The organism is Lutibacter flavus, from assembly GCF_900188355.1.
GTDB lineage: Bacteria > Bacteroidota > Bacteroidia > Flavobacteriales > Flavobacteriaceae > Lutibacter > Lutibacter flavus.
Genome location: NZ_FZNX01000004.1, coordinates 1 through 25,367, shown reverse-complemented (window position 1 = coordinate 25,367; position 25,367 = coordinate 1). Strand labels below are relative to the sequence as shown.

Here is a 25,367-nt window from a genome sequence, read left to right as displayed (position 1 = left end):
TTTAATTATTCTACCCAAAATTCAGGTGCAATATTTGTTCCCACCTTTGTACAATCTCCACATTCTACTGGGACCATGACATATGGACCTCCTGGTATTACCGGCCCAGCTGTACCATCATTGTCGTAAAAATATTTCAGACTTTCTGAATCAAGATATTCGAATAATGATTTACCATATCTCGGGTCTAATTCAGGCGCTATAAGAGTACAATCCGTTGGGTATGGTGTTGGTAATGGAATAGAAAGATCAAGATCTCTTGGATTAAAAAATATTCTTTTAGTTGATACAGATGAAACCTCAAAAAAACCAATCACTTTTTCATTTGAATTATCTTCTGAGAAAACATTACCACTAACAAATCCTGGCTGATTTTGAGAAAATAAATTTTCAGAACCAGATAAATCATTAAGTGTTTTGTAAAATGTAAATGCTTCTTGTGACTGTACATATTGCTTTAATAACATGCTATATCTATGAGAAATTAGGTAATTATCTCTAGAGATATATCTAACTGGAAACTTTGTAATTTTATCATCAACTAAATTATTTGTTTCAGTTAAAATAATTCCTTTGGAATCTATTGTATTATAACAAATTCTCTTTTGTTCATCTCTTAGAACGAAATCAAATTCATAAGGTTTTACATCAGAAATAACAACTAAATCCCACATAGACCATTTAGGAGCAACAATTTTATAAGTTTCTTCATATTCAAATCTATAATATCTCGAATTCCCATCAGGATTGTAACTGTCAACAAATATATTTACACCATTTCCATCTTCAGATTTTTCAACAGAAACTTTGTCTATTTGAGAACTGTTAGTTAATTGAGTTAGTTGTGATGCGTATGATTTCCCTTCATTTGTTATAATTTTCAATTGATAACTTCTATTATCTACAGCACTAAATTCCTCATTAGAAACATATTTACCAAGAGTAGTTTCATGAAAACTATATATATTTTGAAGGTCATCTATAATTTTAACAACTGCATTACTTTCAATAGAAGGCCCTTTTTCTTCTAGATTGAATGTTCTGGATAAATTTATTTCTTGATGTTTAAATTCATTTGAAATTGTTGCTTCAACTACTAAAGCACTCTCAAAAGTGATCGATTTAATATCGAACGGCTCTGTGCAGCTATTGAAAAAAATTCCAATAATTAAAATTGATATAATATAATATTTCTTACCCTTCATTTTTTTTACTTATTCAACCCAAAAATCAGGTGTTATATTTGTGCCTATCTCTGTGCAATCTCCACAAGCTATTTCTGTCATTATATATGGTCCTCCGTTAGGCGGATCTACTGGAGGGGCACCAGGGCCGTTTCTCGCATAAAATAGAAATCTTCCAGATTCGAGATACTCAAATAATGATAGTTCATATCTTGGGTTTAGTTGAGGAGCTGTTAAATGACAAGGTACAGGATAAGGTCTTGGATATGGAACAATTAAATCAAGATCTTTTGGACTAAAAAATATTCTCTTTGTTGATACAGATGAAACCTCAAAAAAACCAATCACTTTTTCATTGGAATTATCTTCTGAGAAAACATTTCCACTAACAAATCCTGGTTGATTTTGCGAAAGTAAACTTTCAGAACCAGATAAGTCCTCGAGTGTTTTGTAAAATGTATATGCTTCTTGTGATTGTACATATTGTTTTAATAACATGCTATATCTATGAGAAATAATATAATTATCATTATTGATATGTCTAACATGAAACTTTGTGACTTTATCATCAATTAAATTATTTGTTTCAGTTTGTATAATACCTTTGGAATAAATAGTTTTATAACAGTTTCTTTTATTTTCATCTCTAGGTACAAAATCAAATATTGTCGGATATTTTGATACTAAAACCAAATCCCTATATGACCATTTTGAGGCTATAATTTTAAAAGTTTCTTCATAAACGTATCTATAATATCTAGAATTCCCATTGGGGTTGTAACTATCTACAAATATATTTATACCTTTTCCATCTTCAGATTTTTCAGCATAAACTTTATCTATTTGAGCAGTGTTAGTTAATTGAGTTTGTTGAGATGCGTATGATTTCCCTTCATTTGTTACTATTTTTAATTGATAATTTCTATTCGCTACAGCGCCAAATTCCTCATTAGAAATATATTTACCAGGAGTAGTTTCATTAAAATTGTATATATTTTGAAGGTCATCAATAATTATAACGTCTGCATTACTTTCAGTATAAGGACCTTTTTCTTCAAGATCAAATGTTCTGGATAAATTTATTTCTTGTTGTTTTATTTCATTTGAAATTGTCGCTTCTACTACCAAAGCACTCTCAAAAGTGATGGTTTTAATATCAAATGGCGTTACACAACTATTAGTATAAATCCCAATAATTAAAATTAATATAAGATGTAATTTTCTATAATTCATAAATTATACTCCTTTATTAAAATTTAAAATTATATGTTATTGTTGGAATTGGTATAGAAAATATTGAACTTTGATAAGCCTTGATTTTACCTTTTTCAGTTACAAAAAATACAGAATAAGGGTTGTTTCTTCCTAACACATTATAAATTGAAATATTCCAAAAACTATGAGCAAATTTTTTAATTTTATGATTCCCTTCAACATTAAACCCAATATCAAATCTATAGTAATCAGGAATTCTAAATTTATTCCGATCGCTATATAATACCCGCTCTTCGCCATTATAAATATACTTTCCAATAGGATATGTAATTGGTCTACCTGTTTGGTAGGTGAAATTCGCAGAAAAACTATAACGTTTAGTTATCTTATAGTTGGTAATTAAACTCAAATCATGTGGCTTATCAAAATTTGAAGGGAAATATTCACCACTATTAACTCGTTCTTCACCAAACTCACTGTCCAATTTTACAAAAGAACGCGAATAACTATATCCTAACCAGCCATTTAACTTCCCTTTTGTTTTCTTAATTAAAAATTCAACTCCATATGCTTTTCCTTCACCTTGTAAAACTTCAGTTTCAATATTTTCATTAAGTAATAGCTCTGCTCCAACTTTGTAATCTAATATATTTTTAGATTTTTTAAAGTATCCTTCTAAACTCAGTTCATATAAATTACCGTTTAAATTTTTATAAAACCCTAAAGAATACTGCTTTGCCTGTTGCGGTTTAATATTTAAATCTGAAAGTTTCCACGTGTCAGTTGGTGAAACCGTGGTGTTGTTTGATAACGTATGTATGTATTGAAATGTACTATTAAAACTTCCTTTAATAGAAAAACTTGGTGTCAAAAAGTATCTTGCAGATGTTCTAAATTCCGGGCCTCCATAAGTTTTAGCAACTTCATTTTTAGCAAAATTCAAAGTATCTCTAACAGTACCTTCATTTCTTGGTAATCCTTTGGCATAAACTCTTTGAGAAGCTTCACCAAGTGATGAATACAATGAATATCTAATTCCTATATTAAATAATAGTTTTTCATTTACTTTAAAATTATCAGAAATAAATACTGCTGACTCAATAGCTTTTTCTTTTGGAATATTGAATTGTTCAACAATAGATTCTGTACCTTTTGGCTCAATGGTTCCTGGGTTAACTAAGAATAATTTACTGGATATTCCATAATCAAATTTATGTTTTTCACTATGTATATATTTCATTTTAAATTTTAATTCAGTTTCATTTATTTTATATCCTAAATTAAAATCACTGTCTATTTCTCCATCATAATCAATATTAAATCTATACTCACTATTGGCAATAATTAAACTCCCTGAATTTTTATCATTAAAACTGTGATTCCATTTCAAAGAAAATAATCTATTGTTATAACTATATAATGAATCTGAAGTAATGCTAAATGCATCTTTGCTGTAATAGCCTGTTGCTTCTATATTATTCTTATCATTTATTTCATGATTGTATTTTGCAACAATATCAAAAAATGAAGCTTCGCTATTTTTTATTGACTCTTCGTCTATTGATTTTAGAATCCAATCAGAATATGTTCCTCTTGCACCAACAATTAATGATGCTTTATCTTTTACTACTGGTAATTCCAAAGTAAGATTACTGGTAACTGGCCCTAGAGATGCCTCTCCAGAAAAGTTTTGATTATTTCCGTTCTTTGTGTTTATTTCAAAAACTGAAGATAACCTACCGCCATATTCTGCCGGCATATTACCTTTATAAATATTTACATCTCCAGAAGTGAATGGATTTAAAGCCGAGAAAATTCCGAAGAAATGTGCTGGATTATAAAGAACCGCATTATCTAAAAGAATTAAATTTTGGTCCTCTTTACCTCCTCTAACATTATATCCCGAAGATCCTTCACCAGCCGTTTTAATTCCTGGCATTGTGGTTGCTACTTTTAATATATCGCGTTCTCCTAATACCAATGGAATACTTTTTATTTCTTCAACTTTTAATTGAGTTACACCTGTTAATGCTTCTTTTACATTTCTCTCTTGGTTTGCCTCAATTATTACTTCATCTAAAATTTCGGAATCCTCTCTTAAATTAAAATTTAAAGTTCCATTGTTATAAATTATAACCTTTTTAATTAAACTTTTAATCCCTAATGCTTTTGTCTCAATATAATTTACTCCAGGCGGTAATTGTATTGAATAATAACCCTTGTTATTGGTAAGTGCATTTATATTTTTATTTTGAACAACTATAGCTAAATTTGGTATTGGCTCATTTGTATTTAAATTTTTAACGTAACCTGTAAGTTTATAATTTTTTTGTAACGATTCTTTTGTCTCTTTACCAATTCTTACTGTCTCAACAACTGATTTTTCTAAAGAAGATTCTTGATTGTAAAAAACAGGTGAAGTTTCCTCGTACTCAGCAATATTTTCTTTTAAATCGCCAAAAAATCCATCGGGCAAAGAATCATGAATTAAATTGTTAAGAGTAAGAATTACTTTATTATCTGCTGTTATGTAATAATTTACTAGAGTGTTATTAAATATTTTATCAAGCAATATTGGTAAGTTGACATTATTATAATTACCAGAAATAGTTTTATCATCTAACCAATCTTCAATAAAATAAAATTTATAATTTGAAAGTTCCTCTATGCGTTTAATTACTTCAAGCTTAGTTGAATTTTCAAAATGAAGAGATATTTTTTTTTCTATATCATTCTGAGCAAATAAAGACTGGAAATTACAAAGAATTACTAAAAGTATTACTTTTCTCATTAGCTCGGTACGTCATTAAATGTTATTAAACTTTCTATATATTTTGATAATTCAATAAGGAATTTATCGTTATCTGATTTTCGAAGGACTTTGTTACTTTTATAAAAAGCATTAATTCTTTTTTTCTGCTCAGGAAATAATCTCAAAAAATCACCTTTAGATTTCACTTGGTGGTATTTTTTGTCATAATAAATATAACTTTCAATTTGCTCTTTAAAAACATTATAAATAAAATCCTTATCCGAACGCGCTAACTTAGTTTTTCTATGTTTTTTATATAGTTTTATATAATTACTTTGGTATAGTACCTGATAAAAACTCCTGTTTATTTCAGATATTTGTTCCTTATCTCCTATATAAATTCTAACAAATCGATTGTTGTTTATATTAAAACTATCGATTTTTTCCTTTATCAACTTAATTATAATACTTCCACCATATTGACTTGGCAGTTTAACTATTAATTCATCTTCAAAAACATCATACTTCATCTCAATATTAAAATAAGGTTGAGAATCGTATACAATATCTCCATTTAAAAATTGTGAAGTAATATAAAATTCATGGCTTTCTCCTAAAGTTCTATATTTTTTCTCATACTCAATACCATTATAAATTCCTGTATTACCAACACCAATTATAGCATCAAACCATTTATAATAGTTTTCGTGTTCCGGCTTATGAATTTGACTATAAATTGTAGTAGATTGAATTAAAAAGAAAAGAATTAACACATATTGTAAAGTAACTTTTTTTTTCATAGAGAATTCAAAATTAATTTAAATTAAGATTAAATATAAATAAAATAGGGCATAACTTTATTAGTTTTATATTAAATTAAATGAGTTTTTTCAAACCCCGTTTTAAGGCTCTGAAAATTAACCACTTTAGCGCCTCTTAAAAAGTAAAAAACTCGAATCAAATGATTCGAGTTTTTTGTTAACCAATAAATTTAATCGTAGAAATTTATGAGGTAGCAAATTCAAAAATGTAACTATTTAAACGCTTCAATGCTGTAATTTTATCATTCGTATTTACCAATAAAGAAATATTATTATTGCTTCCTCCATAAGAAATCATTCTTACTGAAATATCTTGTAATACCTGAAATAATCGATGTGTTTCTTGATGTCTAACTACTGAATGACCTACCAGACAAATAATACTTTGATTATTATCTACCTCAACTCTAGAAAATTTTTCTAATTCTTCAACTATTGAATCTAAATTGCTATCATCATCTATTGTTAATGAAACCGCAATTTCCGATGTGGTAATCATATCAATTGATGTTTCATATTTTTCAAAAATTTCAAATACTTTTTTCAAAAATCCGTGCGCCTGAAGCATTCGAGCAGATTTAATTTTTATGGCTGTTATTCCATCCTTTGCTGCAATTGCTTTTATGCCCTCACCTTCATATTCTTGTGAAATTAATGTTCCATAAGAACCTGGATCCATCGTGTTTTTTAGTCTTACAGGAATATTTGCTTCACTCGCAGGCATTACTGTTTGCGGGTGCAAAATTTTAGCTCCAAAATATGCTAACTCTGCAGCTTCATCAAAAGATAAATTTGAAATGGCATGTGTATTCTCAACAAATCTTGGATCGTTATTATGCATTCCGTCAATATCTGTCCAAATTTGAACCTCATCCGCTTCAACAACAGCTCCTATAATTGTTGCAGTATAATCGCTACCTCCACGTTGCAAGTTTGCAATATTTCCATAGGCATCCAAACAAATAAACCCTTGGGTTATATATATTTCTGCAGGCAATGCCTCATCAATAATACGTTGTAAATTTTGTTTAATATAAAAATCATCCGGGTCATTTGCTTTATCAACTCGCATAAAACTTAATGCAGGTAATAATCTTGCATTAACTCCTTCTTGATTTAAATATTTTGTAAACATATAAGTAGACATCAATTCTCCCTGAGAAACAATTCTATTATAAAGTAACTCTGTATGTTTATTTGACGTGAATGATTTTAATAATTCAAAAACCTGATCTATATAATTGCTTACTTCTTGTTTTAATTTTGAAGTTTCAAACAATTCATCAATAACATCATTATATTTTGAAGCTAAATTTTCTAATTTCTCAACAGCTTCTTCAATAGCACAACTTTTTATCAATTCAGATACCTCTACTAAAGCATTTGTTGTACCAGACATTGCAGAAAGTACCACTATTTTTTTATCTCCGTCCGTGATTATTTCTTTAACACGTTTTATGTTTTCTATTGAACCAACCGAGGTTCCTCCAAATTTTAAAACTTTCATTTTCTCTGTATTTAAGTGTACAAATTTAAAATCATTTTCAACAAATTGTGTTTATTTAAAAATTATACACTAATTTTGCACAAACTGTTAACTATTTAACAAGATGAGAACAATCGCAACTTGTGTGGAAGAAATTTTAGTTTCACAACCTTTTTTAGAAGACGCATTAACTAGAAATATATTAAACTACAGCGCCTTGGCTGAAGAACTTAGAGATCCTATTTCTAAAATGTTACGTAAACCAGTGAAGTCCGGTGCTATTATGATGGCTTTACGCAGATATAGTCCGCCAAAAGAAATGGCTAATAAAATAAAGCTGAATAAGGTTTTACAAAATTTAGGGGATATAACTGTTCGTTCAGATCTTTCAGATTATACATTTAAAAACTCAAGTACTTTAATTCATAGTCATTTAAAAATGTTGGAAGTTATTAAAGAAGATCCACATATTTTTTACACATTTACACGTGGAGTTCACGAAAGTAATGTGCTTATTACAACAGCATTAAAAGATAAAATTGAAGAAAGTTATAAAAATGAAGATTGCACAACAGTACAAGATCATTTATCTGCAATAACTATTGGTTTGCCTAAAGAAAACACTAAAATTGCCGGGTTATACTATCAATTTTTTAAGCGTTTAGCATGGGAAGGTATTGCTTTATATGAGGTTGTTTCAACTACAAACGAATTCACTATTTTAGTTGAAGATGAAGTTGTTGATAAAGCTTTTTCAGCCATTAAAGGATTGAAAAATTAATAACTTAACTTATAATTCTAATTTTGAAGTATGGAGATATTTCATAAAAATACAATCGTTAATTTTACTTCAACAGGTAAAGGAAAAGCTGTTGTATTATTACATGGCTTTTTAGAAAATAGCTCCATGTGGAATTCCGTATCACAAGAGCTTTCAAAAAAATATAGAGTTATTTGCATTGATTTATTAGGTCATGGAAAAACTGAAAGTCACGGTTATGTGCATTCTATGGAAGATCAGTCCAAAATGGTGAAAGCTGTTTTAAATCATTTAAAACTGAGAAGATATGTTCTAATTGGACACAGTATGGGTGGTTATGTTGCGTTATCCTTTTCCAAATTATATCCAAACAATGTAAAAGGTTTATGTTTAATGAACTCAACTGCTATTGCTGATTCCGCAGAAAAGAAAATTAACAGAGACAGAGCTATTGAAGCAGTAAAACAAAATCACAAAACCTTTGTTAGAATTGCTATCCCAATGCTGTTTTCAGAAAAAAACAGAGCTCTTTTTCCAGCAGAAATTAAGGAAATAACAAATGAAGCTTTAAAAATTTCTCCCCAAGGAATTATTGCCGCGCTTGAAGGAATGAAAATTAGAGAGGATCTTACGAAAATCTATAAAGAGGCAAGATTTCCAATTCAACTAATAATTGGAAAACAAGATCCTGCATTAGAATACTCTACTTTAATAAATCAAACCAAAAATACCACTGTTAAAGTTGTAGAATTTCCTGACGGACATATGAGCCATATTGAAAACAAAGATGCGCTAATTACTTCCTTATTTTCTTTTGTTAAAAATTGTGGTTAATTGCTCTTAACAGATAAGAGTTTGGAAAGTCGCTATTTTGAAACCGTAATTTTTCTATGATTATTGGTTTTAAGAATCACTCTATTTAATTGATGTAGGAATATTTTACACCCATTGTTAGGCACTGGTATTTTTTATTTTAACCGTAATTTCCTTATTGAATCCTTCAATTAGCTTTGGTAACCCAATACAATTAACGTTTAATTCTTTACAGACGGCAGGAATCTTTTTATATAATTTATTATCATTATTTGAACTCGTTTCTTCAGTAACTACGGTAATCTGATTATCCAAGGTTTTCGTTATTTCGATAGCTTTTAGAATTATTTTTGAGTCAGCTGATTTTAGAAAATCATTAGTTAAAGACTCAATATCAACTTCAGATAATAATCTTTTTTGATTCTGATTACAAAATTGATTATCTAATAAATTATAGAATTTTTTAGTTGGAAGTAATTCTGCTGTTTTTGTAATAAGTTTTTTATTTGTTATGAAATCTAATTCTTTTGTAACAATTCTTTTTGATACGTATGAGCATTCTGTTGAAACTTCTGATAATAAAATAAATTCTCCATCTTTGATTTTTTTCTTGAAAAAATCATATATAACAGAACTATTATCAAATGGTTTGTAATATTTAACTAAAGAAACCCAAGTACTCGTGTCAATTATAAATCTCATCAGATATATTGCTCGATTTTTTCAGGTTTAATATTCAGTTTTTTACAAAAGTCATATTCGTTAATTACTCCTCCGTATAATGCTGTTTGCAATGTGTTAACAAATAATGGAGAATTGATAGGTTTTGGAACAGATCCTCCTCTTTTAATACCAGAAAGTTTATCAAGTTCTTTTTTCCTGTTTTCTTCCTCTATTTTTTTTCTATAACGTTCATCAAGCTCTTTTTTTACATTGTTATAACCTTTATATGAAATCTTTCTAGAATATAATAATCTTGTATATAGAGCTAATGTACTTAAATTAGTTTCTCTTGAGATTCTTTGGATTAAATCAAAGTGATAATCATTGGAAGAATCTGCTTTTTTCAAATTCTCAATAATATTAGCGTTATTACCAACTAAAAAGAAATAAGAAAACTCATTACACCAATTTTCAATTTTACTTAAATCTTTTTGAGAAATAGATTTAACATCAACTTCTTCAATTTCTTCTTCATTAAGTAAGTAATGAGCTAACTCGTGGATTAAAGTGAAAATTTCTCGTCTGAATGACTTTTGTTGTCTTTTTAAAACAATTACATTGGGTTTTATGTAAAAACCATTAATGTTTGCTCTATCTTTTTTGTTCCAAGTTTCAATAAACTCAAATACCATTATATTGTTTTCTGCAAATTTTGATATGAGTTCTTTTAAAAAGTCTCTTAAAATTGGAGAAAATTCATTAGGATATAACAATTCCCTAACTTTTTCTGCAATTTTTCTAGGGTTATCCTTTATCGAATAAATTGGAATTTTTCTTTCAAAATGAACGTCAGAAAGTTTAGATATTGCAGTTAGAGAGTTTTTTAAATCCTCAAATTGATTTACAATTTTTTTTGCTCCAATATTTAAATCCGAATTGAATTTATCTTTTCTGAAAAAGATGCTTGCATCTTTATTTTCCTTTAAAGGTTTAGGGTTTATATAATACTCAAGACCTTTATTAAATATCTTATCAATTTTTTTTAAATGACTAATTTTAATCTCACTAGAGTATAAATCATTTTTAGTTATTGGATTTTTAAGACCTTCGCTGATTTTGTCCAACAACTCATTCAAAGTTATTCTATATAACTTTAAAAGATAATTTATTCGTGATATGTTATGTTCAATTGTCAAGAATCTTTCGAATATTTTTACTTATTGCAAATGTACATTTTTTTTTTACTGATTTTCATTTGAGTCATACTTGTGCCAAAGAATTTTTACAAGATTTGTTCGATTGCAAATCGGAAATTTTTCGGTTGTAGCAAATTGAGTGATAAAAATAGGTTCGGATTTATAAATTGAATTATTAATATTAAATTTGCAACACCATAATATTTTATCATTAATCTTTAAATTATGCCGTACCAAGATATGTTTGCTCTTTTCTGGGAACAAGTAAAAGAAAGTTGCCAAGAAGGCCGTTTTGCCAAATTAACTATGGCAAAGACCATTGGTAAGCCTAACTTGAAAAATATATTTGTAAGACCCGTCTATTCTGATAATGACTTTATGGTCTTAGTGAAATTGCGCTACCAATCTAAAGAAACCGAGGATGAGGAAAACGAGCTTACATTAGAAGAGGCTTTTGTATTTTTGAAATCATATCTTAAAACGTCATTTTCAACGGTTCTTTTATTTACTACAACAAAGGATGTAACTTTCAAAATTAATAAAAAGGGTGCTGGAAGAATTACCGAAAATGCGCCAACATTTCATAATGTTACGCAAGCTAAGAACGATTAAGAATAGCTGGAGCGTCAGCAGTGGTTTGCAATGTTACGTGCGTTTATTCATGTCTATTGTTTCTTTAAAAATTATTTCCTTAAAATCTAATAACTCAATAGTTTGACTATTTGTTGAATTGAATAAAAATATTATTGCGGATTTTAGAGTGAAATTCGCCGTTAATTACTTCGGGCTTTTATAAGATTTATACGACTAGAAAACCAGAGATTTTACGGCTGTAGCAAATCGTTTGTTAAATGCCTATCGGTTCACTATTTAGTTCAAATTTAAGCATAAATTTTATGAGTTGTTGTAAGCAGTTTTATTTGAAAAATGTGAGTTAAGTTATTGCTAAAAAAGATAAATCTCCTTCATCACTATATTTAATTTCAGTAATTTGGTGAGATGTTAATTTATTCTTCTAAAAAAATTTAATCATAGTTTATAAATTTAATCTCTGCGTTGCATCCTAGCAAGTTCGCTAAAAATATCTCCTAGACATTTTCTTATCATGCCGCCCTCTAAATAATTTTATCATTGGTTATTGTTTTGCATAATACCACACAAAGTCACATATATGAAAATATGATGTTTGGGAGCAACTTCATTAATAATGAAATTCGTGATTTTTCTTTGCTAACGTATGCTCTGAAAGAATAGTTATTCAAATATGACTCTTCAATAACCTCCAGCATTAATAAAACCTTTTTGATTTTGTTTTTAATATAGATTCTCCTCCGTTTTTTAGGCGTTCCTTAACTGCTCAATAATAAGGATAGTATTCGGTTGGTGGTGATACTACTTGATATTTTGATTGAAGAAAAGTAACAAGATCAATAAGTTCCTGAACTGTCATAACTTCATTGTAATTCTTCATCATTGAAAGGTCTCCTTCGGTAGAGGTTTTTTGATTGTAGAATGATGCAACTTTATGGGAAGGGTTAATTACTGAAGTAACCAGACCTCCATAGGTTTTTAGGGATGTTACTTCACCTCCAAGGTGTATTTTTAGATTATCTTTTCCGCCCTTCCATTCAATATTTGGAATACTATGACATTCATTACATGCCAATCTCTTATAGGTGACTTTCCCCTTTTCAATGTCGCCTTCAGGTAATGCAAATTCACGCGCTTGCCTATTGCAGCTACTTATTAGTAAGCTCCCACATAACAAGACAAACACCATTAAATAATTCAGAAGGTTGATCAAAAATTTATTTCTAACAGTCATAACCGGGTGTTTTAAATTAATGATTTAATGCACCATAGTACATTTATTAAGTCAAAGTTAGAGATTAAGATAAAGAAAGGAAATGATCCTCATCAGTCATGGAACTGATTTTTATCAAGAAAGTGTATCACAAATTGCAAACAACGGGTTATATCCGTTATAAATATACGGATTAACAATAAATACTTCCAGCTAAACGTATGTTTTTCTTTTGTCAATTGGTTAAGTAGTAACTGGTATATATAATGCTTAACTAACTTAAAGCATTCCACCCTTGGGCAGTCAATTTTATTTTCTGGCCTGCTCTAGTTACTAAATTTGCTCCTAAAGATTCATCGGTTATATGGCCAATAACTGTTAAATGTGGATTTCCTTTTATTTTAGGAAAATCTTCTTGTGAAATGGTAAATAATAATTCGTAATCTTCACCTCCACTTAATGCAATTGTGGTGCTATTTAAATCAAATTCTTCACAAGTTGAAATAACCTGAGGATCTAAAGGCAGTTTTTCTTCATATAAATCACATCCTACTTTAGACTGGGTGCAAATGTGTAAAATTTCAGAAGAAAGCCCGTCTGAAATATCTATCATTGATGTTGGTTTCACCTCCAAATCTTTCAATAATTTTACAATATCTTTTCTAGATTCTGGTTTTAATTGTCTTTCAATCAAATAAGAATAGCCACTTAAATCTGGTTGTGAATTGGGATTTACTTCAAAAACCTGTTTTTCACGTTCCAAAACTTGCAATCCTAAATATGCCGCCCCTAAGTCACCTGTAACAACTAATAAGTCATTTGGTTTTGCAGTATTTCTATAAACTACATCCTCCTTATTTACTTGTCCAATCGCTGTAATATTTATTAACAAACCTGTTGTAGACGACGTTGTATCTCCTCCAACTAAATCAACTTTATAATTTTCACAAGCTAAATGAATTCCTTTATATAATTCTTCAAGCGCTTCTAATGGAAAACGGTTTGAAACCGCAATAGAAACAGTTATTTGAGAAGCCTCACCGTTCATTGCATAAACATCCGATAAATTAACCATCACCGCTTTATACCCTAAATGTTTTAACGGCATATAACTCAAATCAAAATGCACACCTTCAATTAATAAGTCCGTTGTAACTAATACTTGCTTGTTTTTTATTTCTAAAACAGCAGCATCGTCACCAACACCTTTAATTGTTGTTTTATTTTGAATTTTAAAATTTTTAGTCAAATGATTTATCAAGCCAAACTCCCCTAATTCAGAAATACTTGTTCTTGATTGGTTTTTATCTTCTATCATTTTGCAAAGATAAATCATAAATTTTGAATAGATAACATCAATTACACTATCAATTTTAACATTATAAATAGTATAATAACTCATTTTTTGTACCTATATTTGCACTAATTTAGAATTAATCTATATAAGAGAAAATGATAAAAGTTTCAGACATAGCAAAAAAGAAAGTTATTGAGCTTATGAATGATGACGGCTTTAATCCAGAAATTGACTTTGTTAGAGTTGGGGTGAAAAGTGGCGGTTGTTCTGGGCTTTCCTATGAATTAACATTTGATAAAGAAAATAAAGAAGGTGATAAAGTTTTTGAAGACAATGACATAAAAATTATTGTTGACAAAAAAAGTTTCTTATATTTAGTTGGTACAACTTTAGAATATTCTGGTGGATTAAACGGAACCGGATTTGTATTTAACAATCCTAACGCTCAACGCACATGTGGATGTGGTGAAAGTTTTTCACTTTAAAAATTTGTAATGAATAAATTTACTGAAGACGATTTAAAAAAAGAACTCGAAACAAAAGAGTACGAATACGGTTTTTATACTGATATTGAAGCTGATAAATTTCCAATTGGTTTAAATGAAGATGTTGTAATTGCAATTTCTAGAAAGAAAAATGAGCCTGAATGGATGACTGAATGGCGATTGGAAGCTTTTAAAGTTTGGAAAGAAATGAAAGAGCCAGAGTGGGCAAATGTTCGCTATGAAAAACCAAAATTTCAAGAAATTAGTTATTATTCTGCTCCAATTCAAAAGCCAAAATTAGATAGTTTGGACCAAGTTGATCCTGAATTATTAAAAACTTTTGAAAAGCTGGGTATTTCAATTGATGAACAAAAACGTTTATCAAATGTTGCTGTAGATATTGTTATAGACTCTGTTTCGGTAGCAACAACATTCAAAAAAACCTTAAACGAAAAAGGAATTATATTTTGCCCTATTTCAGAAGCAATTCAAGAACATCCAGAATTGGTGAGAAAACATTTGGGAACTATTGTTCCAACAACAGATAATTTTTATGCAGCATTAAATTCTGCTGTATTTTCAGATGGTTCGTTTTGTTACATTCCAAAAGGTGTTACTTGCCCAATGGAACTTTCTACCTATTTTAGAATTAACGAAGGTGGAACAGGACAATTTGAACGAACTTTAGTAATTGCTGATGAAGGAAGTTTTGTTAGTTATTTAGAAGGATGCACTGCACCAGCACGTGATGAAAATCAATTACACGCAGCTGTTGTAGAACTAATTGCTTTAGATAATGCTGAAATAAAATATTCTACAGTTCAAAACTGGTTTCCTGGTGATAAAGAAGGTAAAGGTGGCGTTTTCAATTTTGTAACAAAAAGAGGATTGTGTGAGAAAAACGCAAAAATCTCCTGGACGCAAGTTGAAACTGGAAGTGCAGTAACTTGGAAATACCCAAGCTGTGTTTTAAAAGGTGATAACTCTGTTGGTGAATTCTATTCTATTGCAGTAACCAATAACTTTCAACAGGCAGATACTGGTACCAAAATGATTCATTTAGGTAAAAACACAAAAAGCACTATTATTTCAAAAGGTGTTTCTGCTGGGAAATCGCAAAACTCATATAGAGGATTGGTACAAATTGGACCAAGAGCGCATAATGCTCGTAATTTTTCACAATGTGATTCTTTATTAATGGGAGATCAATGTGGAGCGCATACTTTCCCATATATAGAAGTGAAAAATAAATCAGCACAAATAGAGCACGAAGCAACAACAAGTAAAATTGGTGAAGATCAATTATTTTATTGCAATCAACGTGGTATAGATACTGAAAAAGCAATTGCATTAATTGTTAATGGTTTTAGTAAAGAAGTACTAAATAAATTACCAATGGAATTTGCTGTTGAAGCTCAAAAATTATTAGAAATTAGTTTAGAAGGATCGGTAGGATAAAATTTATAATTTTAACCTGTTTAATAGTTTATAGGTTTAATTGTTTAAAATCAATTTCACAGTTAAACAAATACACAAATCAACAAAATAATAATGTTACAAGTAAAAAATTTACACGCAAGTATCAACGATAAAGAGATTTTAAAAGGTATTAATCTCGAAATAAAAGCAGGTGAAGTTCATGCTATTATGGGACCTAATGGGTCTGGGAAAAGCACACTTTCAGCTGTAATTGCAGGAAAAGAAGAGTATGAAGTTACTGAGGGTTCGGTTTTATTAAACAATGAAGATTTAGAGGATTTTGCTCCCGAAGAAAGAGCGCACAAAGGAATCTTTTTATCATTTCAATATCCTATTGAAATTCCTGGAGTAACTGTTACCAACTTTATTAAAACTGCTATTAATTCAACAAGAAAAGCTAAAGGATTAGAAGATCTTCCTGCTAAAGAAATGTTGAAATTAATTCGTGAAAAAGCAGATTTATTAGAAATAGATCGTAAATTTTTATCGCGTTCATTAAATGAAGGATTTTCTGGTGGTGAGAAAAAACGTAATGAAATTTTTCAAATGGCAATGTTAGAGCCTAAATTGGCAATTTTAGACGAAACTGATTCTGGTTTAGATATTGACGCGTTAAAAGTTGTTGCAAATGGTGTAAATAAACTTAAAAGTAAAGACAACGCTGTTTTGGTAATAACACATTACCAAAGATTACTAGATTATATAGTTCCTGATTTTGTTCACGTTTTACATAATGGGAAAATAGTGAAATCTGGCGGAAAAGAATTAGCATTAGAATTAGAAGAAAAAGGTTACGACTGGTTGAAATAAAAGCATTATGGATTTAAAAGAAAAATTAGTTTCTTCATTTTTAGCTTTTGAAAACAAAGGTGGTATCGATTTGGATTCAAACACCCATTCTATTCGATCAAAGGCAATTCAAAACTTTGAAAAGGATGGATTTCCAACTAAAAAAGATGAGGAATGGAAATACACAAGCTTAAAACCATTATTAAAAAATGATTTTAGCTTATTTCCTGAAACCGAAAAATCAATAGGTTTTAAAAATATTGAAGACTATTTAATAAATGATATTGAATCCTATAAATTGATATTTATTGATGGGGTTTTTAGTTCATTTTTATCGGACACTACTCATGATGAATGTGATGTTTGTGTGCTATCTTCAGCATTAACAAGACCAAAATATAAAATGGTTGTTGATAATTATTTTAACACAATTGCTAAAAACAATAATAGTTTAAGTGAGTTAAATACTGCTTTCGCTAAAGAAGGAGCTTTTGTAAACATTCCAAAAAATACAATTTTAGCGAAACCTATACAAATTCTTAATTTTTCAACTGGAAGTGAAAAAGAAGTGATGCTTCAACCTAGAAATTTAGTGGTTGTAGGGGAAAATTCACATGTTCAAATAATTGAACGTCACCAAAATCTATCAAAAAACACTACATTAACAAATGCTGTAACTGAGATTTTTGTTCATAAAAGAGCAATTGTAGATTATTATAAAATTCAAAATGATACAGATGATTCATCTTTAATTGATAGTACTTTTGTTTCTCAAAAACAACAAAGTGTGGCATCAGTTCATACGTACTCATTTGGTGGAAAAATAATAAGAAATAATTTAGAGTTTTATCATGAAGGTGAGCATATTACATCTCATTTGAATGGAATCTCTATTTTAAATGATAAACAGCATGTTGACAATCATACATTGGTAAATCATAAATTTCCTAACTGTGAAAGCCATGAGCTTTATAAAGGTATTTACGCTGATAAGTCAACTGGTGTTTTTAATGGTAAAGTAATAGTGCAACAGGCCGCTCAAAAAACTAATGCTTTTCAACAAAATAACAATATTTTAATTGATGATGGCGCAACAATTAACGCAAAACCTCAGTTAGAAATTTTTGCAGATGATGTTAAATGTTCTCACGGTTGTACAATTGGACAATTGGATGAAAGTGCGTTATTCTATATGCAATCTCGAGGAATTCCAAAAAAAGAAGCAAAAGCATTATTGCTTTTTGCATTTGGAAATGATGTTGTTGAAAAAATTAAAATTCCACAGTTAAAATCTAGGATTACAAAATTAATAGCCAAAAATTTAGGAGTTGAATTAGGCTTTGATTTATAATCCAATATATATTTATAAAAAAACCGCTTTTCAGCGGTTTTTTTATTTAATTACTTCTGGATTTAATATCACAAATTCCGTCCTTCTATTTACCTGATGTTGATCCTCGCTACATTTAACTCCGTTAGCACATTTATTTACCAACTGAGTTTCTCCAAAGCCTTTTCCACTAATTCTTGTAGCACCAATACCTTTACTAACAAACCAATTAACAGTTGCTTTGGCTCTACTTTCCGATAATTTTAAATTATAATTATCATTATCTCGAGAATCTGTATGAGAACCAAGCTCAATAATTAATTTTGGAAATTTCTCCATTATTTCAAATACCTTTTCTAATTCAACAACTGCATCTTTTCTTATTTCTGCTTTGTTAAGATCAAAAAAGATAGGGTTTGTTTTAATTTTTAACAACTCATTTTCTTTTTTAAACTCATTTGACTTATTAACAACTATAGAATCATTTTCTGTATAAATACTACTTGTATAGGATTTACATTTTACAAATATTGGTTTTGAAATTGGATAGTCATCATTCATATCAAAATCCTTCAAGTAACCATCATTTGCAAAGTTATCCATTTCAATTACAGAAACATTATTAAACTCAAACATTACTCTACTTGTAGGCCCATCATTTTCTTCAACTTGTCCAATTGATAGGATTGTTGGAGGCAAATTAATTACTAATAGATTTGAAGGGTTTGCAGTACCTAAAAAACTTAAATTGGCATTACAATTAGTTGCCAAGGCTTCATTATTTGGCCCATCAATGTCATTAATAATAAATCTAAAAGTATTCGGTTCAACCGGTGTTCTTTTATCCTTTTGTAAAAAAGTAAATCTTATTTTACTAAGATTGCCAGGGATTCCAGAAACTGAAGAAATAGCTGTATATCTAATATTATCGCTATTTTGAGTGAAAATACCATTTTGAGGGCCATCAATTCGTTGTGCTCTTATAAAATGTAAAGTTGGAATATCAGATTCTACTAGAAATAAAGCATTATTAGTTTCATTTCCTGAAACAACCGCAATAACTTTAATTAATTGATGATTTTGTGCTGATAAATTTATAAAATTAAAAGGGCAAATCAATAAAATCAAAAAAAAATTAAGCATTATTTTTAAAATTTTCTTAGAATGCATTTGCTATATAATTATTTTAAACTTATTAATTATCAAATTTTAATTTTAATTAAATATCTTAATAAAAACCAAATCTCTAATTTGACATTTTAACTAAACAAATTTATAAATAAAATATATATTTAATTTTTTACTTCTTTTGGATAAACAATAACTAATTCAATTCTTCGCTTTTTAGAAAATAAATAATAAAGAGTTGTGTGGAGTATATGGTGTAGTATTTCCCCACAAAATAGCTACAATTGAAGTAATTAATAACTCCATTTTGCACAACTCTTAATATCTTTTTTAATTTTTAATAACCTCCGGGTTAAGAATTATAAATTCAGTTCTTCTATTTTGCTGATGCTCAACATCAGTACATCTAATACCGTTAGCACATTTGTTAATCAACTGAGTTTCTCCAAAGCCAGCATCAATAATTCTATTTGAAGAAATCCCTTTAGATGAGATATAATCTACTATTCTTTTTGCTCTTCGCTCAGACAGCCACATATTGTATTTATCACTTGCACGAGAATCTGTATGAGAACCACATTGAACCAATGCATCAGGATATTTAACCATTATTTCAACAACTCTTTTCAATTCAACTTCAGCATTTTTACCAAAATAAGATGAATTTAAATCAAAATAAATTGGATTTAATTTTATTCTTAGTTTATCATCTTTTGCATCAAACTCACTTTCAAATGACAAACCGTTTCTGTGCTCAACAATATCTAATATTTTTTGTTTTTCAACTTTTTCTATTTCAGAAATTGGTTTAGGGCTTGGGCAAATTTGTGGATATTTCTCTTTAATTTCATTATAATTTACAATAACAAACTCCGTTCTCCTGTTCATTTGATGAGCTTCATCCGTACATTTTACACCATCTCCACATCCATTTACAAGTTGAGATTCACCATAACCTTTTGCATTTATTCTATTAGGGTTTATTCCTTTTTCAATAATATATTTTACTGTTGATTTAGCTCTTCTAGTTGACAAACTCTCATTGTACTTATATGTTCCTCTACTGTCGGTATGGGAGCCCCCTTCAATTATTAGCTCTGGAAATTTATTCATTACTTCAACAACCTTATTCAACTCTATTTCAGCATCAGGTCTAATAAATGATTTATCAAAATCAAAATAAATTGGGTTTATTTTAATAATACATTTTCCTCCTTCTAAAACAAATTCTTCTAAACTAATTGATAGCGGAAGCTCTAATGCTACTTCCTCAGTTGAATAGAATTCTTCAATATCTGTTGAGTATTTATCTTTACTACAAACTATTTTATAAGACTTATTGCAATCTACTTCAAAATTAAAACGTGCATCATCACCAACTATTGCCCTATTTAATTCATTATTTAAATCATTATACAAAACAACTAAAGCCCCTGGCAACAATTCACCTGAGTTTTTATCTGTTACATCTCCTTTTACAATTTGATTACATTCAAATTCAATTGGTATATTTTGAACGAACGTATAAATATCATCATCTCCTTTTCCACCTAATCTATTTGACGAAAAATAGCCTCTACGTGTTTCGTAATTTATAATAAACGAAAAATCATCTTTTATACTATTTATTGGAGCTCCTAAATTTTGCGGTTCTGTAATATTATTTTCAGTAATTTTTGAAACATATATATCTAATTCCCCTAAACTATCTTCTCTTCCATCTGATGAAAAATACAACTCGTTATTTCCACTAATTGAAACAAACATTTCTTTTTCCGGCGTATTTATTATGGCCCCTAAATTTATAGGATTTCCAATACTTCCATCATCATTAATTTTTGCTTTATAAACATCTGTTTTTCCAAATCCACCAGGCATATCTGAAATAAAATATAATGTTTTTTCATCTGCACTTAAAGTAGGGTGGCCAGTTTGATATTCATCGTTATTAAAATGCATTGCCTCTACATTTATCCATTCTCCTTTTAAATCAATCTTAGCTCTATATAATTGAATTAAACCAGTATTTGTTGAATCTTTTGTTAGCTTATTATTTAAGTAATTATTTCTAGAGAAATAGACAGTTTTTTTATCTTTTGTAAAAGCAACATCTGCTTCATGATAGCGTGTATTTAATTTATTTGAGAATTTTTTTTCGTTAATTAACTGGCCATCTTTAGCTATATCTCCAACATACAAATCTAAAAATGGTTGGTTATTACCTTTCCAAACATTTCTAATTATAAAGGTTTTTTTTGTTGGTGAAGCATATACAACTTTATCCTCTCCAAAAAAAGTAGTTCCAAAATTAGAGTAATGGTTATTTATACTCAGGTTTTGTATAGAATATTTTTCCTCTTGACCATGTATAACTATGGTAAAAAAAAGGACAAATAATATGGTAATATTTTTAATCATTTTTGATTTGTTTTAATTAAAAGAATCTTGGTGATTTTAAGTCTCCTCTAGATAAATCTAGATCATACAATAAAAAAACTTCATGAGATCCTGAGTTAAAATCTCCAACATTTGTATAGGTATAATCATAAGCATATCCAATTCTTAATGCTGGTGATACTAAAAAATTTAGCATTCCACTTACAGAGTCATCAACCCTCCATGACAATCCTAATTCAAAAGCATTTGAAACAAGTGCATTTGCAGATAAATCAACTGATAATGGGGCGCCTTTTACTGCCTTTAACATAAGTGATGGTTTCAATTTTAAATTATTGGAAATATCAAATACATAACCACTGGTTAAAAAATAATGCATGTTTTCTGATGCGTTGGAAATAATTCCATTTCTTTTTTCAAAATACCTGGTCTCTAACATATTAGGCATAGATAGCCCAACATAAAAATCATCTGTATAATAAAAAGCTCCAGCTCCAAAATTTGGAAATGTTTCATTTAAATTATTTGAAAATAACGGGTCTTCTTCTTGACTTATAGACAATTTAAAATAGTCTATATTTTGCATTGTTAAACCTCCTTTTATACCAAAAGCCAGCCTACCTTCATCTGAAGTTTCCAATGTATAAGAGAAATCTACAAATACATTTTGTTCTTTAACCGGACCTATTTCATCTGCAATCGCTGAAAATCCCAAACCAACATTTCTCCCTACCGGAGCATGAATAGCAGCAGTCATTGTTTTTGGAGCACCAGTTAGCCCAACCCATTGAGTTCTTCCTAACAAACCTATGCTTAACGTTCCTTGTGAACCAGCATAAGCTGGATTTAGAATATTCATGTTGTACATATACTGGGTGTATTGGGCATCCTGTTGGCTGTACATTGATGATATTGTTAGAACAAATATCAAGAATATTATAATTTTATTGTTTTTCATAAAAATTGATTATTGAGAGTATAAATATTAATACCTCAAATAATTTTATTTAGTTAAATATATATATCCGGATACCGGCTTATGGCTATCTCTATTTAAATTAATTATATAAAAATAAGTCCCGGCCGGAAGAACTTCTTCTTTATTAATTGTCATTCTTCCAGTAGACTTCCCATCCCACCAAATTGGTTCACTTTCAGCATTTCCATTATGAGTATATTCAAATATAACATTACCCCATCTATTAAAAATTTGGATATCAAAATCTGGATAACAAAATACTAAATTATCTATTATAAAATAATCATTAAAACCATCTCCGTTTGGAGAGAAACCATATCCATTAAAATTACTATCCTTTTGCCCTGGAAATGACAATTCACATTCTGACAGCACTCCAACATAAACTAAAATTACCGATGCTGTATCACAATCACCACCTGAATTGCATATAGTATATTCAAAAGATGTTTCTCCAACAAAACCTTCATTAGGAGTGAAAACTAAAATATCATCACTTGGGTTGTTAGGAGTATCATTATCATCTACTGTAATAGTACCATCTTCTGGCTGAGTCACAGTTATTGTTCCAATAATTGGAATAGTAACATCATTACCAAAAATATCTAATTCCATTGATTCCACAACTTCTATAATATCATCTACAACATCCGGAAATTCTGCAGTTGTAACCGTTAACTTAACAGTTGCTGTATCGCAGTTTCCAGCTGCATCACAAACTGTATATTCAAATGTATCGTCTCCACTAAAATCTTCCGCTGGTGTGTATGTAACTATATCATCACTTGGATCTGTCGGTGTTCCATTATCTTCTACTGTTACTGTTCCGTTTGCTGGATTAGTTACTGTAATAGTTCCTTCCGTTGGAATATCATTATCATTATCAAATACCGGAATTATTATAGATACATCTTCATCTGTTGTGGCAGCATCATCTATTGTATCAATAGATGTATCAATAGTTATAACTACTGTTGCCGATTGACATTTACCTACTGAATCACATACAGTATATTCAAAGGTATCTTCTCCTGTGAAACCGTCATTTGGTGTATAAGTAACGATATCATCACTTAGATCCGCTAGCGTTCCATTATCATCAACTATTACTGTTCCATTTGCAGGATCAGTTACTGTTAATGTACTCTCCGTTGGAATATCATTATCATTATCAAATATCGGAATTATTACAGGAACATCTTCATCCGTCGTAACAACATCATTAGTTAGATCTAATGTTGGAACTACCGTTACAACAACAGTTGCAGTATCACAATTTCCAGCTGCATTACATATAGTATAGTCAAATGCATCTTCTCCATTAAAGTTTGAATCTGGTGTATATGTTACTTCATCATCACTTGGATCTGTAGGTGTTCCATTATCATCAACTGTAACTGTTCCATTGGCTGGATCAGTTACAGTAATAGTTCCTTCATTTGGAATATCATTATCATTGTCAAATACTGGAATTATTACTGACTCATCTTCATCTGTTGTGGCAACATCATTTGTTACATCTAATGTTGGAACTACCGTTACAACTACAGTTGCTGTATCACAAGCGCCATCATCATCACATACAGAGTATACAAAAGTATCTTCTCCAAAGAAATCATCATTTGGAGTGTACGTAATTAAACCTGTATCAGGATCAATACTTATTGAACCATTTGTTGGTGCTGTTACCTCTGTTACACTTTCTGAATCTATCGTTCCGTCTAAATCTATATCGCCATCCAATACATTAATAATAACTGGTGTGTCTTCATCTGTTGATGCAGTATCGTCATCGGCTACTGGTGGTTCATTTACAGTCTTGATTGCAATCGTTACAACCCCTGTTTCATCTGTTAATAATCCGCTATCTGTTACCGTATAAGTAAATGTTCCTACAGCATCTGTTCCGTTGTAATCCGTTGGTGCATCGTAAACCAATCCAACTAATTGTGCCGGTGTTAACGTCATTCCAGCTGTTACTGCGGTTCCATCTGCTAAGGTTACCTCTCCTAATGTTGGTATTCCAGTTACTGTAACTCCTAAGTCTGCAGCTGTATCCTCCTCATCCGTTGGGGCTGTTAAGCCTAATGAAGTATCTGTACTATCTTCTGATACGGTGATGGCATTACTATCGGCTACTGGTGGTTCATTTACAGCATTGATTGCAATCGTTACAACCCCTGTTTCATCTGTTAATAATCCGCTATCTGTTACCGTATAAGTAAATGTTCCTACAGCATCTGTTCCGTTGTAATCCGTTGGTGCATCGTAAACCAATCCAACTAATTGTGCCGGTGTTAACGTCATTCCAGCTGTTACTGCGGTTCCATCTGCTAAGGTTACCTCTCCTAATGTTGGTATTCCAGTTACTGTAACTCCTAAGTCTGCAGCTGTATCCTCCTCATCCGTTGGGGCTGTTAAGCCTAATGAAGTATCTGTACTATCTTCTGATACGGTGATGGCATTACTATCGGCTACTGGTGGGCAATTTGGTTGTGGGTTCATCACAACACTTAGAGAAGTATCTGATACACATCCATCAACATTACTTGCTGTAATTGTATATGTTCCTACTGGTGCTGTAACTATACCTGCTAATTCACTTACACCTGTTGATGGGCTAATTGTATAGGTATAATTTGCATCATAATTTGTGATAGAAAAACTTCCTGTTACACTAATACAAGTTGGTTGAGATACTAAACTCGCTATTGGTCTTTCTAATGCGGCTGGTTGTCCTATTGTTACATCAACTGTCGTTTCACAGTTATTTGCATCTTTTACTGTAA

The 25,367-nt window shown here is 29.9% G+C and carries 20 protein-coding genes; 7 read left to right on the top strand and 13 right to left on the bottom strand.

What is annotated here, in order from left to right:
• Nucleotides 1–5 precede the first annotated feature (5 nt).
• The 5 genes from CHB63_RS11315 to CHB63_RS11295 form a co-directional block, all read right to left on the bottom strand.
• Nucleotides 6–1,205 (bottom strand): DUF4249 domain-containing protein, encoded by a 1,200-nt coding sequence (locus CHB63_RS11315; RefSeq protein ID WP_089378593.1) that lies wholly within the window; start codon nt 1,203–1,205, stop codon nt 6–8.
• 9 nt (nt 1,206–1,214) lie between these two features.
• Nucleotides 1,215–2,417 (bottom strand): DUF4249 domain-containing protein, encoded by a 1,203-nt coding sequence (locus CHB63_RS11310; protein WP_089378592.1) that lies wholly within the window; start codon nt 2,415–2,417, stop codon nt 1,215–1,217.
• 16 nt (nt 2,418–2,433) lie between these two features.
• Nucleotides 2,434–5,190 carry a TonB-dependent receptor gene (locus CHB63_RS11305; RefSeq protein ID WP_089378591.1) on the bottom strand — a complete coding sequence of 919 codons (2,757 nt, stop codon included), beginning with the start codon at nt 5,188–5,190 and terminating at the stop codon, nt 2,434–2,436.
• Nucleotides 5,190–5,951 carry a hypothetical protein gene (locus CHB63_RS11300; RefSeq protein ID WP_089378590.1) on the bottom strand — a complete coding sequence of 254 codons (762 nt, stop codon included), beginning with the start codon at nt 5,949–5,951 and terminating at the stop codon, nt 5,190–5,192. Before CHB63_RS11300 ends, CHB63_RS11305 begins: the two co-directional genes overlap by 1 nt.
• Nucleotides 5,952–6,156: 205 nt before the next feature.
• Entirely contained in the window at nt 6,157–7,479 is a 1,323-nt protein-coding gene (locus CHB63_RS11295) for an aspartate kinase (protein WP_089378589.1), read from the bottom strand.
• A gap of 103 nt (nt 7,480–7,582) precedes the next feature.
• On the opposite strand from CHB63_RS11295, the gene CHB63_RS11290 reads away from it, so the two are divergent.
• Together CHB63_RS11290 and CHB63_RS11285 are read left to right on the top strand one after the other, a co-directional pair.
• A complete protein-coding gene (locus CHB63_RS11290; protein ID WP_089378588.1) occupies nt 7,583–8,239 on the top strand; it encodes a hypothetical protein in 657 nt (218 codons plus the stop codon).
• Nucleotides 8,240–8,269: 30 nt separating this feature from the next.
• Nucleotides 8,270–9,052, top strand: a complete 783-nt coding sequence (locus CHB63_RS11285) for an alpha/beta fold hydrolase (protein ID WP_089378587.1) — start codon at nt 8,270–8,272, stop codon at nt 9,050–9,052.
• Nucleotides 9,053–9,169: 117 nt separating this feature from the next.
• Here CHB63_RS11285 and CHB63_RS11280 read toward each other — a convergent pair whose 3' ends face one another.
• The gene (locus CHB63_RS11280) at nt 9,170–9,733 is read right to left on the bottom strand and encodes a DUF4411 family protein (protein ID WP_089378586.1); all 564 of its coding nucleotides are present in this window, start codon (nt 9,731–9,733) and stop codon (nt 9,170–9,172) included.
• The gene (locus CHB63_RS11275) at nt 9,733–10,818 is read right to left on the bottom strand and encodes an ImmA/IrrE family metallo-endopeptidase (RefSeq protein ID WP_245856937.1); all 1,086 of its coding nucleotides are present in this window, start codon (nt 10,816–10,818) and stop codon (nt 9,733–9,735) included. Before CHB63_RS11275 ends, CHB63_RS11280 begins: the two co-directional genes overlap by 1 nt.
• Before the next feature lie 297 nt (nt 10,819–11,115).
• Between CHB63_RS11275 and CHB63_RS11270 the strand changes: the two genes are divergently transcribed.
• The gene (locus tag CHB63_RS11270; RefSeq protein ID WP_089378584.1) at nt 11,116–11,502 is read left to right on the top strand and encodes a hypothetical protein; all 387 of its coding nucleotides are present in this window, start codon (nt 11,116–11,118) and stop codon (nt 11,500–11,502) included.
• A gap of 745 nt (nt 11,503–12,247) precedes the next feature.
• Here CHB63_RS11270 and CHB63_RS11265 read toward each other — a convergent pair.
• Nucleotides 12,248–12,715: a cytochrome C gene (locus CHB63_RS11265; protein ID WP_141107303.1), complete on the bottom strand. Its 468-nt coding sequence runs from the start codon at nt 12,713–12,715 to the stop codon at nt 12,248–12,250.
• Between the two features lie 253 nt (nt 12,716–12,968).
• Nucleotides 12,969–14,012, bottom strand: coding sequence for a thiamine-phosphate kinase (gene thiL, locus CHB63_RS11260; RefSeq protein WP_089378582.1), 1,044 nt, complete (start codon nt 14,010–14,012; stop codon nt 12,969–12,971).
• A gap of 134 nt (nt 14,013–14,146) precedes the next feature.
• Here thiL and CHB63_RS11255 point away from each other — a divergent pair, with 134 nt between their 5' ends.
• The 4 genes from CHB63_RS11255 to sufD all read left to right on the top strand — a co-directional run bounded on the left by CHB63_RS11255 (nt 14,147) and on the right by sufD (nt 18,095).
• Nucleotides 14,147–14,476 (top strand): HesB/IscA family protein, encoded by a 330-nt coding sequence (locus CHB63_RS11255; protein ID WP_089378581.1) that lies wholly within the window; start codon nt 14,147–14,149, stop codon nt 14,474–14,476.
• A gap of 9 nt (nt 14,477–14,485) precedes the next feature.
• Nucleotides 14,486–15,934, top strand: coding sequence for a Fe-S cluster assembly protein SufB (gene sufB / locus CHB63_RS11250; RefSeq protein WP_089378580.1), 1,449 nt, complete (start codon nt 14,486–14,488; stop codon nt 15,932–15,934).
• Between the two features lie 93 nt (nt 15,935–16,027).
• On the top strand, nt 16,028–16,765 hold the full coding sequence (gene sufC / locus CHB63_RS11245; RefSeq protein ID WP_089378579.1) for a Fe-S cluster assembly ATPase SufC: 738 nt from the start codon (nt 16,028–16,030) through the stop codon (nt 16,763–16,765).
• Between the two features lie 7 nt (nt 16,766–16,772).
• On the top strand, nt 16,773–18,095 hold the full coding sequence (gene sufD / locus CHB63_RS11240) for a Fe-S cluster assembly protein SufD (protein WP_089378578.1): 1,323 nt from the start codon (nt 16,773–16,775) through the stop codon (nt 18,093–18,095).
• 42 nt (nt 18,096–18,137) lie between these two features.
• Here sufD and CHB63_RS11235 read toward each other — a convergent pair whose 3' ends face one another.
• The 4 genes from CHB63_RS11235 to CHB63_RS11220 form a co-directional block, all read right to left on the bottom strand.
• The gene (locus CHB63_RS11235) at nt 18,138–19,217 is read right to left on the bottom strand and encodes an OmpA family protein (RefSeq protein ID WP_245856935.1); all 1,080 of its coding nucleotides are present in this window, start codon (nt 19,215–19,217) and stop codon (nt 18,138–18,140) included.
• A 315-nt stretch (nt 19,218–19,532) separates the two neighbouring features.
• Entirely contained in the window at nt 19,533–21,620 is a 2,088-nt protein-coding gene (locus tag CHB63_RS11230; RefSeq protein WP_089378576.1) for an OmpA family protein, read from the bottom strand.
• Nucleotides 21,621–21,636: 16 nt separating this feature from the next.
• Entirely contained in the window at nt 21,637–22,557 is a 921-nt protein-coding gene (locus tag CHB63_RS11225) for a PorP/SprF family type IX secretion system membrane protein (RefSeq protein WP_176420347.1), read from the bottom strand.
• Between the two features lie 45 nt (nt 22,558–22,602).
• Nucleotides 22,603–25,367 (bottom strand): Ig-like domain-containing protein (locus CHB63_RS11220; protein WP_141107302.1); only part of this gene is annotated, 2,765 nt, incomplete at its 5' end.

What these genes read in the sequence shown, in the direction of transcription:
- CHB63_RS11315 (WP_089378593.1), bottom strand. Translation starts at nt 1,205, where the DNA reads ATGAAGGGTAAGAAATATTATATTATATCAATTTTAATTATTGGAATT.
- CHB63_RS11310 (WP_089378592.1), bottom strand. Translation starts at nt 2,417, where the DNA reads ATGAATTATAGAAAATTACATCTTATATTAATTTTAATTATTGGGATT.
- CHB63_RS11305 (WP_089378591.1), bottom strand. Translation starts at nt 5,190, where the DNA reads ATGAGAAAAGTAATACTTTTAGTAATTCTTTGTAATTTCCAGTCTTTA.
- CHB63_RS11300 (WP_089378590.1), bottom strand. Translation starts at nt 5,951, where the DNA reads ATGAAAAAAAAAGTTACTTTACAATATGTGTTAATTCTTTTCTTTTTA.
- CHB63_RS11295 (WP_089378589.1), bottom strand. Translation starts at nt 7,479, where the DNA reads ATGAAAGTTTTAAAATTTGGAGGAACCTCGGTTGGTTCAATAGAAAAC.
- CHB63_RS11290 (WP_089378588.1), top strand. Translation starts at nt 7,583, where the DNA reads ATGAGAACAATCGCAACTTGTGTGGAAGAAATTTTAGTTTCACAACCT.
- CHB63_RS11285 (WP_089378587.1), top strand. Translation starts at nt 8,270, where the DNA reads ATGGAGATATTTCATAAAAATACAATCGTTAATTTTACTTCAACAGGT.
- CHB63_RS11280 (WP_089378586.1), bottom strand. Translation starts at nt 9,733, where the DNA reads ATGAGATTTATAATTGACACGAGTACTTGGGTTTCTTTAGTTAAATAT.
- CHB63_RS11270 (WP_089378584.1), top strand. Translation starts at nt 11,116, where the DNA reads ATGCCGTACCAAGATATGTTTGCTCTTTTCTGGGAACAAGTAAAAGAA.
- CHB63_RS11265 (WP_141107303.1), bottom strand. Translation starts at nt 12,715, where the DNA reads ATGACTGTTAGAAATAAATTTTTGATCAACCTTCTGAATTATTTAATG.
- thiL (WP_089378582.1), bottom strand. Translation starts at nt 14,012, where the DNA reads ATGATAGAAGATAAAAACCAATCAAGAACAAGTATTTCTGAATTAGGG.
- CHB63_RS11255 (WP_089378581.1), top strand. Translation starts at nt 14,147, where the DNA reads ATGATAAAAGTTTCAGACATAGCAAAAAAGAAAGTTATTGAGCTTATG.
- sufB (WP_089378580.1), top strand. Translation starts at nt 14,486, where the DNA reads ATGAATAAATTTACTGAAGACGATTTAAAAAAAGAACTCGAAACAAAA.
- sufC (WP_089378579.1), top strand. Translation starts at nt 16,028, where the DNA reads ATGTTACAAGTAAAAAATTTACACGCAAGTATCAACGATAAAGAGATT.
- sufD (WP_089378578.1), top strand. Translation starts at nt 16,773, where the DNA reads ATGGATTTAAAAGAAAAATTAGTTTCTTCATTTTTAGCTTTTGAAAAC.
- CHB63_RS11235 (WP_245856935.1), bottom strand. Translation starts at nt 19,217, where the DNA reads ATGCTTAATTTTTTTTTGATTTTATTGATTTGCCCTTTTAATTTTATA.
- CHB63_RS11230 (WP_089378576.1), bottom strand. Translation starts at nt 21,620, where the DNA reads ATGATTAAAAATATTACCATATTATTTGTCCTTTTTTTTACCATAGTT.
- CHB63_RS11225 (WP_176420347.1), bottom strand. Translation starts at nt 22,557, where the DNA reads ATGAAAAACAATAAAATTATAATATTCTTGATATTTGTTCTAACAATA.